Below are 13,168 nucleotides of genomic sequence, written 5' to 3' on the forward strand. Positions count from 1 at the left end.
TGTCCAACAGAGTAAATCTAATGACCGAATCATTTGCCGAACTGTTTGAAGCCAGCCAGGCCAATCTGGCCAAGCTGAAGCCGGGCGCCATCGTCAGCGGTACCGTTGTTGAGGTCCGCGGCGACGTCGTGGTGATCAACGCTGGCCTGAAGTCCGAAGGCATCGTGCCGATCGAACAGTTCCGTAACGACGCTGGCGAAATCGACGTCGCCGAAGGCGACATCGTCAAGGTCGCCCTCGACTCGATCGAGAACGGCTTCGGCGAAACCGTCCTGTCGCGCGAGAAGGCCAAGCGCGCGATGGTGTGGGACGAGCTGGAAGAAGCGTTGGAAAAGAACGAAACCATCACCGGTCGCATCAGCGGCAAGGTCAAGGGTGGTTTCACCGTGGACATCAAGGATGTCCGCGCCTTCCTGCCGGGTTCCCTGGTCGATGTGCGCCCGGTGCGCGATCCGGCCTACCTGGAAGGCAAGGAACTCGAGTTCAAGCTCATCAAGCTGGACCGCAAGCGTAACAACGTCGTGGTCTCGCGCCGCGCTGTCGTCGAAAGCGAGCACTCGGAAGAGCGCGAGCAGCTGATGGACAAGCTGCAGGAAGGCGCGATCCTGAAGGGTGTCGTCAAGAACCTGACCGATTACGGCGCGTTCGTGGACCTGGGCGGTATCGACGGCCTGCTGCACATCACCGACATGGCGTGGAAGCGCGTGCGTCACCCGTCGGAAGTCGTGAACGTCGGCGACGAGCTGGACGTCCGCGTGCTGAAGTTCGACCGCGAGCGCAACCGCGTTTCGCTGGGCCTGAAGCAGCTGGGCGAGGATCCGTGGGACAACATCGGCCGTCGTTACCCGGCCAACAGCCGCGTCTTCGGCAAGGTCTCCAACGTCACCGATTACGGCGCGTTCGTTGAGATCGAGCCGGGCGTCGAAGGCCTGGTGCACGTCTCCGAGATGGATTGGACCAACAAGAACGTCAACCCGTCCAAGGTTGTCCAGGTTGGTGATGAAGTCGAAGTGATGGTGCTGGACGTCGATGAAGAGCGTCGCCGTATCTCGCTGGGCATGAAGCAGGTTGCCGCCAATCCGTGGGAAACCTTCGCTGCCACCCACAAGAAGGGTGACAAGGTGTCGGGCCAGATCAAGTCGATCACCGACTTCGGCATCTTCATCGGCCTGGACGGCGGCATCGACGGCCTGGTTCACCTGTCCGACATCAGCTGGAACACCACCGGCGAAGACGTCGTTCGCAACTTCAAGAAGGGCGATACCCTGGACGCCGTCGTCCTGGCTGTCGATCCGGAGCGCGAGCGCATCTCCCTGGGCGTGAAGCAGCTGGAGCAGGATCCGTTCGGCCAGTACATGGCTGCCAATCCGAAGGGCTCCAAGGTCGAAGGCGTGGTGAAGGAAGTCGACGCCAAGGGCGCGATCATCGAGCTGGCTGACGGCATCGAAGGTTACGTCTCGGCACGCGACATCGCCAACGAGCGCGTTGACGACGCCACCCAGCACCTGAAGGTCGGCGACAAGGTCGAAGCCAAGTTCGTGGGCATGGACCGCAAGGGCCGTACCCTGCAGCTGTCGATCAAGGCCAAGGACGACGCTGAAATGCGCGAAGTGCTGGAGGAATACCAGTCCTCTTCGGCTTCCAGCGGCACCACCCAGCTGGGCGCGCTGCTGCGTGCACAGCTGAACGGCAACAAGTCCGAGTAATCGGCCTTACGCTGTTCGTTGTTTCCTGGACGGCCCGGGCATTGCCCGGGCCGTTTCAGGCTGAGATACCCCTGATGTGAGCCGGTAATGACCAAATCCGAACTGATCGAAATCCTTGCGCGCCGCCAGGCGCACCTGAAGGCCGATGATGTCGATCTGGCGGTGAAGTCGTTGCTGGAAATGATGGGCGGATCGCTGTCCGCCGGGGATCGCATCGAAATCCGTGGTTTTGGCAGCTTCTCGCTGCACTATCGTCCGCCGCGCCTGGGTCGCAACCCGAAAACCGGCGAATCGGTTGCCCTGCCGGGCAAGCACGTCCCTCATTTCAAGCCGGGCAAGGAACTGCGTGAGCGGGTCAGCAGTGTGCTGCCGCTGGACGCCGATCCGGCCTGAGCCTTCCGTCGCGCCACCGCGTGCGAATCCAGCCGCGAGTCGGATAAGCTACGGACTCCTGCCACTGGAGCTGTCGCATGAAGGTTTTTCGTCTGCTGGTCCTGCTGGCGGTTCTGATCCTTGGGTTGATCATCGGTGCGGTCAACATGACCGCGATGTCGATCAACCTGCTGTTTACCCAACTGCATACCTCGGTAGGCGTGGCCCTGATCGCCGCGCTGCTGGTGGGTGTCATCGTCGGTGCCGGCCTGGTGCTGGTGAGCGTGGTCATTCCGCTCTACAGCCAGTTGCGCCGCGCCAACAAGTCCGCTGTCGCCACGCCGGCACCGGTTGCTTCCCCCCAATCTTTTGATGGACGCTGATCGAAGATGGATTTCGTCACCGAGTGGTTCTGGTTCTTCCTGTTCGTTCCGCTGGCCGCACTGGCCGGGTGGGTGATCGGACGGCGTGGTGGTCAACGCCACGGTGACAGCCAGGTCAGCCGCCTGTCCAGCACCTACTTCCGCGGCCTGAACTACCTGCTCAACGAGCAGCCGGACAAGGCCATCGAGCTGTTCCTGCACATCGCCGAGCTGGACAAGGAAACCTTCGAGACCCAGGTCGCGCTGGGCCACCTGTTCCGCCGCCGCGGCGAAGTCGACCGCGCCATCCGCCTGCACCAGGGCCTGGTCAACCGCCACGACCTCAGCGATGCGCAACGCGTGCAGGCGCTGCTGGCGCTGGGCGAGGACTACATGAAGTCCGGCCTGCTGGACCGCGCCGAGACCGTGTTCACCGAACTGGCCCAGCTGGATCAGCGTGCTCCGCAGGCACTCAAGCACCTGATCGGTATCTACCAGGCCGAGCGCGACTGGGAAAAGGCGATCGACAACGCGACCCGTTTCGAGGACGTTACCGGCGAGCCGATGGGCAAGCTGATCGGGCAGTTCGAGTGCGAACTGGCCGAACGCTTCCGCGGTGCTGGCAAGCTGGAAGAGGCGAGGGCAGCGATTGCCCGGGCCTACCAGGCCGATGCGATGTCGGTACGTGCCGGCATCATTGAAGGACGCCTGGAAACCGATGCCGGCAATCCGGAAGCGGCCGTGCGCGCCTTCGAGCGTGCCGCGCGCAACGATCCGGAGTACTTGCCGGAGCTGTTGCCGGCGCTGATGCAGAACTACCGCAAGGTCGGCGATCTGGCAGGCGCACGCGCGTTCCTGTCGGAGATGACCGAGCACTACCGCGGCATCGCCCCGGTGCTGGCGCTGACCCGCCTGATGGAAGAGCAGGAGGGCGTGGCGCCAGCCCGTGCCTACCTGGGCCGCCAGCTCAAGGATCGCCCGTCGGTGCGTGGCGAGTCCGCGCTGATCGACCTGACCCTGGCTGAAGGCGCCGATTCCACGGCGACCCTGCACGACCTCAAGCACATCACCGACCAGTTGCTGGTGCGCAATCCGGCCTATCGATGCACCCGTTGTGGTTTCGGTGCGCGCACCCACCACTGGCAGTGCCCGAGCTGCAAGGAGTGGGGTACGGTCAAGCCGCTGCTGAACTACGCGGTGCTCTGATCCATGCCGTGGCTCGTGATGGGCGCGCTGCTGGGCCTGGCCCTGCTGAGTGCGGCACTGACCTGGGCGGCGCGGGGTTACGCGCTGCGCCGGCAACTGTTTGACCAGCCGGGCGAGCGCCGCAGCCATAGCGTGGCGACACCCCGCGGCGGCGGCATCGCCATTGTCATCAGCCTGCTGGTGACCGCCGGTATTGCCATGTGGGCCTGGCCCGAAGCGCGTCCGAGCCTGCTGGTCGCCAGCCTTGGCCTGGCGCTGGTGGCGGGTATCGGCTGGTGGGACGACCACCGGCCGCTGCCGGCCATGCGCCGCCTGATGGTGCACTTCATCGCCGCCGCGCTGCTGGCCGCGCTGGTCAAGGTCCACGGTGGCAGCTGGCTGCTGGCCGTACTGGTCCTGCTGTTCACCGCCTCGCTGATCAACATCTGGAATTTCATGGATGGGATCAACGGCATCGCGGCCAGCCAGGCCATCGTGGTCGCGCTGGGGCTGGCGCCGCTGCTGCCCTGGCCGTACTCGCTGGCGGCGGTCGCGTTGGGCCTGGCCTGCCTGGGCTTCCTGCCGTTCAACTTCCCGCGGGCCCGGATCTTCATGGGCGATGTCGGGAGTGGCGCGCTGGGCTACGCGGTGGCGGCAGTGCTGGCACTGGCCAGCGTCAAGACCGACATCCACTGGATCCTGCTGCTGGTGTCGGCATCGCCGTTCCTTGTGGACGCGGGCTTCACACTGCTGGCGCGCATCATTTCCGGACAACGCTGGATGGAACCCCATACCCAGCACGTCTACCAGCGCGCGGTGCAGGCAGGAGCCAGTCACGCCCAGGTAACAGGGATGTACTTTGCTTTAGGCCTGTTCAGTATTACAGTGCTTAATGTCTGCTCCAATTTGCAGCCGAGGTGGGAGGCTGCCGTGGCGATCGCGTGGTTCATTGCGCTGAGCGTCCTCTGGCTCCTCCTGCGCAATGGATTGCGCCACCCAAAAGGAAATACCTGACTTATGGCTTCACCCTGGCGGGACAGAATCCTCGGCCTGATGCCGCGTTCGGCCATCGTCTGCCACGACCTGTTCATGGTCTGGGCATGCTGGCAGCTGCTCCACGCGGGGCGGTATTCGATCCTGGCCAACGCCCCCGAGCTCCCTCTCTGGAACGTTGACACCACGCTGGTGCTGCTGCTGCAGGGCATGGTGTTCTGGCGCGTGGGCCTCTATCGGGGCCTGTGGCGGTTCGCCAGCGTCAGCGACCTGCTGAACATCTTCAAGGCCAGCTTCATCGGCATGGTCGCCATCGTGCTGGTGCTGATGTGGAAGCGCTTCGACGGCGTGCCGATGTCGGTGCTGGTGATCTATCCGTTCGCGCTGTCGGCGCTGCTGGGCGCGCCGCGCCTGCTGTACCGGGCCTGGAAGGACTATCAGGCACTGCAGTCGGACTCGTCCGCGCGCCGCGTGCTGATCCTGGGTGCCGGCCAGGCCGCCGAGACCCTGGTCCGTGACCTGCGCCGTTCCGGTAATTTCGAGCCGGTCGGCCTGCTGGACGACGCGCCGCACCTGCGCGGCGCCAAGCTGCAGGGCCTGCCGATCCTCGGCACCCTGGACGATGCGCCGACAGTGGTCCGGGAGACGGCGGCCAAGCTGCTGGTGATCGCCATTCCGTCGCTGGACGCGGCGGGCATGCAGCGGATCGTCGCCATCTGTGAAAGCACCGGTGTGCCGTTCCGCACCGTGCCCAAGCTCAGCGACATCCTGCAGGGCCAGTCGCTGCCGGGGCAGCTGAAGGAAGTGGCGATCGAGGATCTGCTGGGCCGCAAGCCGATCATGCCGGACTGGAACCTGATCCGTGGCTGGCTGGGCGGGCGTACGGTGATGGTCACCGGTGCCGGCGGTTCGATCGGCTCCGAGCTTTGCCGCCAGTGCGCACGGCATGGTGCCGGCCGCATCATCCTGCTCGAGATCAGCGAACTGCTGCTGCTGACCATCGAAGGCGAGCTGCGGCGCAGCTTCCCCGATGTCGAGATCGAAGCGGTGCTGGGCGACTGCGGTGACCCGGCGGTGATCCGCCACGCCCTGTCGCTGCATCCGGTCGACACCGCCTTCCACGCGGCTGCCTACAAGCACGTGCCGGTGCTGGAGCGGCAGCTGCGCGAAGCGGTGCGCAACAACATCCTGGCCACCGAGAACGTGGCCCGCGCCTGCCTGGAAGCGCGCGTTGAGCATTTCGTGTTCATCTCCACCGACAAGGCGGTCGACCCGGTCAATGCACTGGGCGCCAGCAAGCGCTATGCGGAGATGATCTGCCAGAGCCTGGACCAGAAGTCCACGCATACCCGTTTTGTTACGGTGCGCTTCGGCAACGTGCTGGCCTCGGCCGGCAGCGTGGTGCCGCTGTTCCGCGAACAGATCCTGCGTGGCGGTCCGGTGACCGTCACCGACCCGGAAGTCAGTCGCTACTTCATGACCATCCCGGAGGCCTGCCAGCTGATCCTGCAGGCGGCCGCTTCGGCATCGCATGGTGCGATCTATACGCTCGACATGGGCGAGCCGGTGCCGATCCGCGTGCTGGCCGAGCAGATGATCCGCCTGGCCGGCAAGCAGCCGTACAAGGACATTCCGATCATCTACACCGGGCTGCGTCCGGGCGAGAAGCTGCACGAGACGCTGTTCTATTCGGACGAGGACTACCGTTCCACCGCGCACCCGAAGATTCTCGAGGCCGGTGTACGTACGTTCTCGCGTGACCTGGTGCTGGGCAATGTCCCGCGCCTGCGCGATGCCGTGGCTGGTTACGACACGACCAGCATCCAGGAGATCCTGTTCGCGACGATGCCGGAGTTCTCTCCCATCGAACAGGATGCTTACATTTCATCCGCTAAAGTCGTGCCCTTTCCGGCACGTGAGGCCAACAGGCACCAATGAGCAAGCGAATTCGCAAGGCAGTTTTTCCAGTGGCAGGGCTCGGGACGCGCTTTTTGCCGGCAACCAAGACGGTTCCGAAGGAAATGTTGCCGATCATTGATCGTCCGCTGATCCAATATGCTGTGGATGAAGCAATCGAAGCAGGCTGCGATACGCTGGTGTTCATCACCAACCGCTACAAGCATGCCGTGGCCGACTACTTCGACAAGGCCTACGAACTGGAGCAGAAGCTCGAGCGCGCCGGCAAGCAGGAGCAGCTGGAGATGATCCGCCATGTGCTGCCCAAGGGCGTGCGCGCGATCTTCGTGACCCAGGCCGAAGCACTGGGCCTGGGCCATGCGGTGCTGTGCGCCAAGGCCGTGATCGGTGACGAGCCGTTCGCGGTGCTGCTGCCGGACGACCTGATCTGGAACCGCGGCGACGGCGCACTGAAGCAGATGGCAGACCTCAACGAGGCCAGTGGTGCCAGCGTGATCGCCGTTGAAGACGTGCCGCACGACAAGACTGCCAGCTACGGCATCGTTGCCACTGACGCGTTCGACGGCCGCAAGGGTCGCATTTCGCAGATCGTGGAGAAGCCGAAGCCGGAGGACGCACCGAGCGACCTGGCCGTGGTCGGTCGCTACGTGCTGAGCCCGAAGATCTTCGAGCTGCTGGAGCAGACCGGCAGTGGTGCTGGTGGCGAGATCCAGCTGACCGATGCGATCGCGCAGCTGCTGAAGACCGAAGAGGTCGATGCCTACCGCTTCGAGGGCACCCGCTTCGACTGCGGCACGCACCTGGGGCTGGTGGAGGCGACGATCCGCTTCGCGCTGGACAACCCGAAGCTGGCAGGGCCGGCGCGGGAGAAACTGACGGCGATGTTGGCGGAGTAAGGGTTCTATCAAGCGCTCCGTGCTGCGCCTTGATTGATACGTGGGGGAGGGGGCGGATGGCCCTCTCCAAAACACGCCAAAGCCCTTCCATGGTGCTCGATGGCGCCATCCATGGCGCCAACGGTTTTGGAGAGGGCCATCCGCCCCCTCTCGACAGTTTCCGTGCGGCGCGGACGGGAAGGGCGGAATCAAAGGCAAGAGCAAAAGCAGAAAGGCAGCCAATGGCTGCCTTTTCCGTTTCCGCGAGCATCCACGCATGGCGTGGCTCTACTGCCCTTGCCTTTGCTCACTCCTCCGCCGGGGGAGGCTGGAAGGGCCGGGTCGGCAGGGCTGCCCGGGACCGTTTGCGCCATGGGCCCAAGGCATGCCTTGGGCGGGTTGGGCAGGACGCCCAACCCCAGTCTTGCCGTGTGCGCAGGACAGCGCACACGAGCAAGGCGCCATCGAGCCCCCAGGGGTGAGGGCGCTTTGCTTGCGAAGCACCGCTTCGCAAGCGCCCGAACGCACAGCCGCCAGCGGCTGGGCCGGACCCCGGAGGGGGGTTCACGGCGTGTCCCGGGCAGCCCTGCCGACCCGGCCCACGCCATGAAGCCCAACGAGGCAACGCTTTGAACCTTACAGCGCCTCGAAAATACCCGCTGCGCCCATGCCGGTGCCGATGCACATCGTCACCATGCCGTACTTCTGCTGGCGACGGCGCAGGCCGTGCAGCAGGGTCGCGGTACGGATCGCGCCGGTCGCACCGAGCGGGTGGCCCAGGGCAATCGCGCCGCCCAGCGGGTTGACCTTGCTCGGGTCCAGGCCGCAATCGCGGATCACCGCCAGCGACTGCGCGGCGAAGGCTTCGTTCAGTTCAATCCAGTCCAGCTGGTCCTGGGTCAGGCCGGCCTGCTTCAGTGCCTTCGGGATCGCGGCGATCGGGCCGATGCCCATCACTTCCGGGCGCACGCCGGCTACCGAGAAGCTGACGAAACGAGCCAGCGGGGTCAGGCCGTAGTCCTTGATCGCCTGTTCCGAGGCCAGCAGCACGGCACCGGCGCCATCGCTCATCTGCGACGAGTTGCCAGCAGTGACGGTGCCGCCGAACTGGCCGTTGCGGAACACCGGGCGCAGCTTGGCCAGGCCTTCAGCCGAGGAATCCGGGCGCGGGCCTTCGTCGGTGTCGGCGATCTTGTTGCGGGTGATGATGCGCTGGCCATCGGCCAGGTCCGGCAGGTGCGAGACGATCTCGTACGGGCTGATCTCGTCCTTGAACTCGCCGTTCTGGATCGCGGCCATGGCCTTCTGGTGCGAGGCCAGGGCGAAGGCGTCCTGGTCTTCGCGCGAGACCTTCCACTCTTCGGCGACCTTCTCGGCGGTGATGCCCATGCCGTAGGCGATGGCGACGTGGTCGTTGTCGAACACGCTCGGCGCCATGGCGATCTTGTTGCCCATCATCGGCACCATCGACATCGATTCGGTGCCACCGGCCAGCATCAGGTCGGCATTGCCCAGGCGGATCGCGTCGGCGGCCTGCGCCACGGCCTGCAGGCCGGAGGAGCAGAAGCGGTTCACGGTCTGCGCGGCGATGGTGTTGGGCAGGCCAGCCAGCAGCACGCCGATGCGCGCCACGTTCATGCCCTGCTCGGCTTCCGGCATGGCGCAGCCGATGATCGCGTCATCGATGCGGTTGACGTCCACGCCCGGGGCCTGGGCGACGACGCTGCGCAGCACGTGCGCAAGCATGTCGTCGGGGCGGGTGTTGCGGAACATGCCCTTGGGCGCCTTGCCAACCGGGGTACGGGTGGCGGCGACGATGTAGGCGTCCTGGATTTGCTTGGTCATTGCAGTGATCTCTCGAATAGGTTTTGTAGAGTCGAGCCATGCTCGACTGCCACAGCAGGTGGTGCCGGCCGCAGCCGGCACCCGCCATCAATCAGTTACGCAGCGGCTTGCCGGTCTTCAGCATGTGCGCGATGCGGGCCTGGGTCTTTTCCTGCTGGGCCAGTTCGACGAAGTGCTTGCGCTCCAGGGTCAGCAGCCACTCTTCGTCCACCAGGGTGCCGCGGTCGACCTTGCCACCGCACAGCACGGTGGCGATGCGCTCGGCGATCTCGTAGTCGTACGGGCTGATGAAACGGCCTTCCAGCATGTTGACCAGCATCATCTTGAAGGTGGCGATACCCACGTCGCCGGCCACCTGGATGCGGCGTGCCGGCAGCGGCGGACGGTAGCCCGCTTCGGCCAGGGCGCGCGCTTCGGCCTTGGCGATGTGCAGGGCCTCGTAGCTGTTGAACACCACCTTGTCGGTGCTGCGCAGCAGGCCCAGTTCCTTGGCGTTGACCGCCGAGTTGGAGACCTTGGCCATCGCCACGGTTTCGAAGGTCTTCTTCAGTTCGGCGAACACGTCACCGCCCGGGCCAGCGGCCTGCGAGGCGCGCACGGCCAGTTCCTTGAGGCCACCACCGGCCGGCAGCAGGCCGACGCCGGCCTCGACCAGGCCGATGTAGCTTTCCAGGAAGGCCACGGTCTTGGCGCTGTGCATCTGGAACTCGCAGCCACCACCCAGCGCCAGGCCACGCACGGCAGCCACCACCGGCACCAGCGAGTACTTGATGCGCTGGCTGGTGCGCTGGAAGTTGGCGACCATCTCTTCGAACTGGTCGACCTTGCCGGCCTGCAGCAGGCCGAGCGCACCGGCCAGGTCGGCACCGGCGGAGAAGGGTTCCTTCTGCTGCCAGATCACCAGACCCTGGAAGTTCTTTTCGGCAAGTGACACGCATTCCTGCAGGCCGTCGAGCACGTGGTCGGACACGGTGTTCATCTTGGTCTTGAAGCTGACCACGGCGATGCCATCACCGTCGTGCCACATGCGTAGGCCGTCGTTCTCGAACACGGTCTCGCCCGGCGCGAACTTCTCGCCCAGCAGCGGATCCGGGAAGCGCTGGCGCTGATACACCGGCAGCGACGAGCGCGGCAGCTTGGCGTTGCGCGACGGGCTGTAGCTGCCTTCGGCGGCGTGCACGCCGTCGCGGCCATCGAACACCCAGTCCGGCAGCGGGGCGTTGCTCATGCTCTTGCCGGCGACGATGTCATCGGCAATCCACTGCGCCACCTGCTTCCAGCCGGCGGCCTGCCAGGTTTCGAACGGGCCCAGCGACCAGCCGTAGCCCCAGCGGATGGCCAGGTCGACGTCGCGCGCGGTTTCGGCGATGTCGGCCAGATGGTAGGCGCTGTAGTGGAACAGGTCGCGGAAGGTCGCCCACAGGAACTGCGCCTGCGGGTGCTGGCTTTCGCGCAGCTTGGCGAATTTCTCGGCCGGGTTCTTGATCTTCAGGATCTCGACCACTTCCGGTGCGGCGGTGCGATCAGCGGCGCGGTAGTCCTGCTTCTCCAGGTCCAGCACCACGATGTCCTTGCCGACCTTGCGGAAGATGCCGGCGCCGGTCTTCTGGCCCAGCGCGCCCTTGGAGATCAGCGCGTCCAGCCACTTCGGCGACTTGAAGAATTCATGCCACGGGTCGTTGGGCAGGGTGTCGCCCATGGTCTTGATGACGTGGGCCATGGTGTCCAGGCCGACCACGTCGGAGGTGCGGTAGGTGGCCGACTTCGGGCGGCCGACCAGCGGGCCGGTCAGGCCGTCCACTTCATCGAAGCCCAGGCCGAACTGCTGGGTGTGGTGGATGGTGGACAGGATCGAGAACACGCCGATGCGGTTGCCGATGAAGTTCGGGGTGTCCTTGGCGTATACCACGCCCTTGCCCAAAGTGGTGACCAGGAATTCTTCCAGGCCTTCCAGCACGGCGGCGTCGGTGGTGGTGGCCGGGATCAGCTCGGCCAGGTGCATGTAGCGCGGCGGGTTGAAGAAGTGCACGCCGCAGAAGCGGTGGCGCAGCTGCTCGGGCAGCACGTCGGCCAGCTTGTTGATGCCCAGGCCCGAGGTGTTGGAGGCCAGCACCGCGTGGTCGGCCACGAACGGCGCGATCTTCTTGTACAGGTCCTGCTTCCAGTCCATGCGCTCGGCGATGGCCTCGATGATCAGGTCGCAGTCCTTCAGCTGCTCCAGGCCGGACTCGTAGTTGGCCGGGGTGATGGCTTCGGCCAGCGACTTGCTGGCCAGCGGCGCCGGGCTCAGCTTGCCCAGGTTGGCGATCGCCTTCAGCACGATGCCGTCAGCCGGACCCTCCTTGGCGGGCAGGTCGAACAGCACGGTGTCGACGCCAGCGTTGGTGAGGTGGGCGGCGATCTGGGCACCCATGACGCCGGCACCCAGCACGGCGGCGCGGCGGACTAGCAGGGAATTGGACATGGTGTAGGGCCTTTGTTGGTCAGCAGTTACTGGGTGGAATCAAGGGGAAGCGGGCAGGGCGCTGGCGCGTGCGGCGGCGCGGAACCCGGCTTCGGCGAAATGGATCAGTTCGTGGGCGGCATGGGCACGATGCGCCGCTTCGGTGACACCGGCGGGACGCTTGATCAGCCCGAAGTCGGCCATGGCATAGGTGAGCGAGCCGGCCAGGAAATCCAGGCGCCAGTACAGCTCTTCCTTGCTCAGGTCGGGGGCGCATTCGGCAATCGCCTTGCCGAACGCACGCAGCACGTGACCGTAGTGGTCGGACAGGAACTTGCGCAGGTTGTCGTTCTTCTCGGCGTAGGCGCGGGCGATCACGCGCACGAAGGCGCCGCCGTTCTGGCGGTCCTGGGCCAGCGCCAGTGCCGGCTCGACGAAGGCGGCCAGCACCGGGCGCAGCTGCCCGGGGTGTTCGCTGCGGGCGCGCTCGAGCTGCGCCAGGCGCGCGCCGGTCATCTCGTCCATGCGGCGGCGGAACACCTCGTTGACCAGGTTTTCCTTGGAGCCGAAGTGGTAGTTGACCGCAGCGATGTTGACGTCGGCCTGGCTGGTCACCTGGCGCAGCGAAGTGCCGGCGAAGCCGTGCTGTGCGAACAGCTCCTCGGCCGCGCCGAGGATCCGGTCCTTGGTCGAGAAGTGGGCGGGTTTGGCCATCGGCGGGCGGACCTTAATCAAACGATTGTTTGATACTAGGACCAGACGGTAGCGTATGGCATTTTGCAGTGCAGCAAAAATGCCCGGACCGGTCAGATTTCACTCAGGTGGGTGAATGGGCGCAAAGGGTAGTGCCGGCCGCTGGCCGGCAACCGCAGGCAGCCCGTGAGGCGCCAGCCTGCCGGCCAGCGGCCGGCACTACCACCCTGCCGCTTTATCTTTTACAATTCGCCTACGTTTATCAGGCTAAGCCCGCGTCCCGACGCGGGTTTTTTTCATGTTACCCTTCGGGCCATCAGCGGCCCGATTCCATTGGAGACATCCCATGGCGCTGGAGCGCACCCTTTCGATCATCAAGCCGGACGCCGTTGCCAAGAACGTCATCGGCGAAATCTACGCCCGCTTCGAGAAGGCCGGCCTGAAGGTCGTGGCCGCCAAGTACAAGCAGCTGTCGCGCCGTGAAGCCGAAGGCTTCTACGCCGTGCACCGCGAGCGTCCGTTCTTCAACGCGCTGGTCGAGTTCATGATCTCCGGCCCGGTGATGATCCAGGCCCTGGAAGGCGAGAACGCCGTCCTGGCCCACCGCGACCTGCTGGGCGCCACCAACCCGAAGGAAGCCGCTGCGGGCACCATCCGCGCCGACTTCGCCGAATCCATCGATGCCAACGCCGCCCACGGCTCGGACTCGGTCGAGAATGCCGCGATTGAAATCGCCTACTTCTTCGCCGCCACCGAAGTCGTTTCGCGCTGAGAGTA

The 13,168-nt window shown here is 65.2% G+C and carries 11 protein-coding genes; 8 read left to right on the top strand and 3 right to left on the bottom strand.

Features of this window, described 5'->3' with window-relative positions; genetic code table 11:
- Positions 1-20: 20 nt before the first annotated feature.
- From rpsA to galU, 7 genes are all read left to right on the top strand, one after another.
- Positions 21-1,706: a 30S ribosomal protein S1 gene (gene rpsA / locus ACZK45_RS08845; protein ID WP_005416230.1), complete on the top strand. Its 1,686-nt coding sequence runs from the start codon at positions 21-23 to the stop codon at positions 1,704-1,706.
- 87 nt (positions 1,707-1,793) lie between these two features.
- Positions 1,794-2,099, top strand: coding sequence for an integration host factor subunit beta (locus ACZK45_RS08850; protein ID WP_005409286.1), 306 nt, complete (start codon positions 1,794-1,796; stop codon positions 2,097-2,099).
- A 77-nt stretch (positions 2,100-2,176) separates the two neighbouring features.
- Positions 2,177-2,461, top strand: a complete 285-nt coding sequence (locus tag ACZK45_RS08855) for a LapA family protein (protein ID WP_010484569.1) — start codon at positions 2,177-2,179, stop codon at positions 2,459-2,461.
- A 6-nt stretch (positions 2,462-2,467) separates the two neighbouring features.
- Positions 2,468-3,646: a lipopolysaccharide assembly protein LapB gene (lapB, locus tag ACZK45_RS08860; protein WP_005416232.1), complete on the top strand. Its 1,179-nt coding sequence runs from the start codon at positions 2,468-2,470 to the stop codon at positions 3,644-3,646.
- Positions 3,647-3,649: 3 nt separating this feature from the next.
- On the top strand, positions 3,650-4,639 hold the full coding sequence (locus tag ACZK45_RS08865; RefSeq protein WP_293798056.1) for an MraY family glycosyltransferase: 990 nt from the start codon (positions 3,650-3,652) through the stop codon (positions 4,637-4,639).
- Positions 4,640-4,642: 3 nt separating this feature from the next.
- Complete coding sequence (locus ACZK45_RS08870; RefSeq protein ID WP_032130079.1) at positions 4,643-6,556, top strand: polysaccharide biosynthesis protein; 1,914 nt, start codon at positions 4,643-4,645, stop codon at positions 6,554-6,556.
- Positions 6,553-7,431: a UTP--glucose-1-phosphate uridylyltransferase GalU gene (gene galU / locus ACZK45_RS08875; RefSeq protein WP_164081207.1), complete on the top strand. Its 879-nt coding sequence runs from the start codon at positions 6,553-6,555 to the stop codon at positions 7,429-7,431. Before ACZK45_RS08870 ends, galU begins: the two co-directional genes overlap by 4 nt.
- Before the next feature lie 615 nt (positions 7,432-8,046).
- Here galU and ACZK45_RS08880 read toward each other — a convergent pair.
- The 3 genes from ACZK45_RS08880 to ACZK45_RS08890 form a co-directional block, all read right to left on the bottom strand.
- Positions 8,047-9,255, bottom strand: coding sequence for an acetyl-CoA C-acyltransferase (locus ACZK45_RS08880; RefSeq protein ID WP_005409292.1), 1,209 nt, complete (start codon positions 9,253-9,255; stop codon positions 8,047-8,049).
- A 91-nt stretch (positions 9,256-9,346) separates the two neighbouring features.
- Positions 9,347-11,719, bottom strand: a complete 2,373-nt coding sequence (locus tag ACZK45_RS08885; RefSeq protein ID WP_253144399.1) for a 3-hydroxyacyl-CoA dehydrogenase/enoyl-CoA hydratase family protein — start codon at positions 11,717-11,719, stop codon at positions 9,347-9,349.
- Positions 11,720-11,758: 39 nt separating this feature from the next.
- The gene (locus tag ACZK45_RS08890) at positions 11,759-12,412 is read right to left on the bottom strand and encodes a TetR/AcrR family transcriptional regulator (protein WP_006431024.1); all 654 of its coding nucleotides are present in this window, start codon (positions 12,410-12,412) and stop codon (positions 11,759-11,761) included.
- Between the two features lie 325 nt (positions 12,413-12,737).
- Here ACZK45_RS08890 and ndk point away from each other — a divergent pair, with 325 nt between their 5' ends.
- On the top strand, positions 12,738-13,163 hold the full coding sequence (ndk, locus tag ACZK45_RS08895) for a nucleoside-diphosphate kinase (RefSeq protein WP_008265389.1): 426 nt from the start codon (positions 12,738-12,740) through the stop codon (positions 13,161-13,163).
- The last annotated feature ends 5 nt before the right edge of the window (positions 13,164-13,168 follow it).

It is taken from the genome of Stenotrophomonas sp. 63632_Sma (assembly GCF_056482875.1).

Excerpts from the sequence above, each read along its gene's own strand:
- rpsA (WP_005416230.1), top strand. The coding sequence starts at position 21 with ATGACCGAATCATTTGCCGAACTGTTTGAAGCCAGCCAGGCCAATCTG.
- ACZK45_RS08850 (WP_005409286.1), top strand. The coding sequence starts at position 1,794 with ATGACCAAATCCGAACTGATCGAAATCCTTGCGCGCCGCCAGGCGCAC.
- ACZK45_RS08855 (WP_010484569.1), top strand. The coding sequence starts at position 2,177 with ATGAAGGTTTTTCGTCTGCTGGTCCTGCTGGCGGTTCTGATCCTTGGG.
- lapB (WP_005416232.1), top strand. The coding sequence starts at position 2,468 with ATGGATTTCGTCACCGAGTGGTTCTGGTTCTTCCTGTTCGTTCCGCTG.
- ACZK45_RS08865 (WP_293798056.1), top strand. The coding sequence starts at position 3,650 with ATGCCGTGGCTCGTGATGGGCGCGCTGCTGGGCCTGGCCCTGCTGAGT.
- ACZK45_RS08870 (WP_032130079.1), top strand. The coding sequence starts at position 4,643 with ATGGCTTCACCCTGGCGGGACAGAATCCTCGGCCTGATGCCGCGTTCG.
- galU (WP_164081207.1), top strand. The coding sequence starts at position 6,553 with ATGAGCAAGCGAATTCGCAAGGCAGTTTTTCCAGTGGCAGGGCTCGGG.
- ACZK45_RS08880 (WP_005409292.1), bottom strand. The coding sequence starts at position 9,255 with ATGACCAAGCAAATCCAGGACGCCTACATCGTCGCCGCCACCCGTACC.
- ACZK45_RS08885 (WP_253144399.1), bottom strand. The coding sequence starts at position 11,719 with ATGTCCAATTCCCTGCTAGTCCGCCGCGCCGCCGTGCTGGGTGCCGGC.
- ACZK45_RS08890 (WP_006431024.1), bottom strand. The coding sequence starts at position 12,412 with ATGGCCAAACCCGCCCACTTCTCGACCAAGGACCGGATCCTCGGCGCG.
- ndk (WP_008265389.1), top strand. The coding sequence starts at position 12,738 with ATGGCGCTGGAGCGCACCCTTTCGATCATCAAGCCGGACGCCGTTGCC.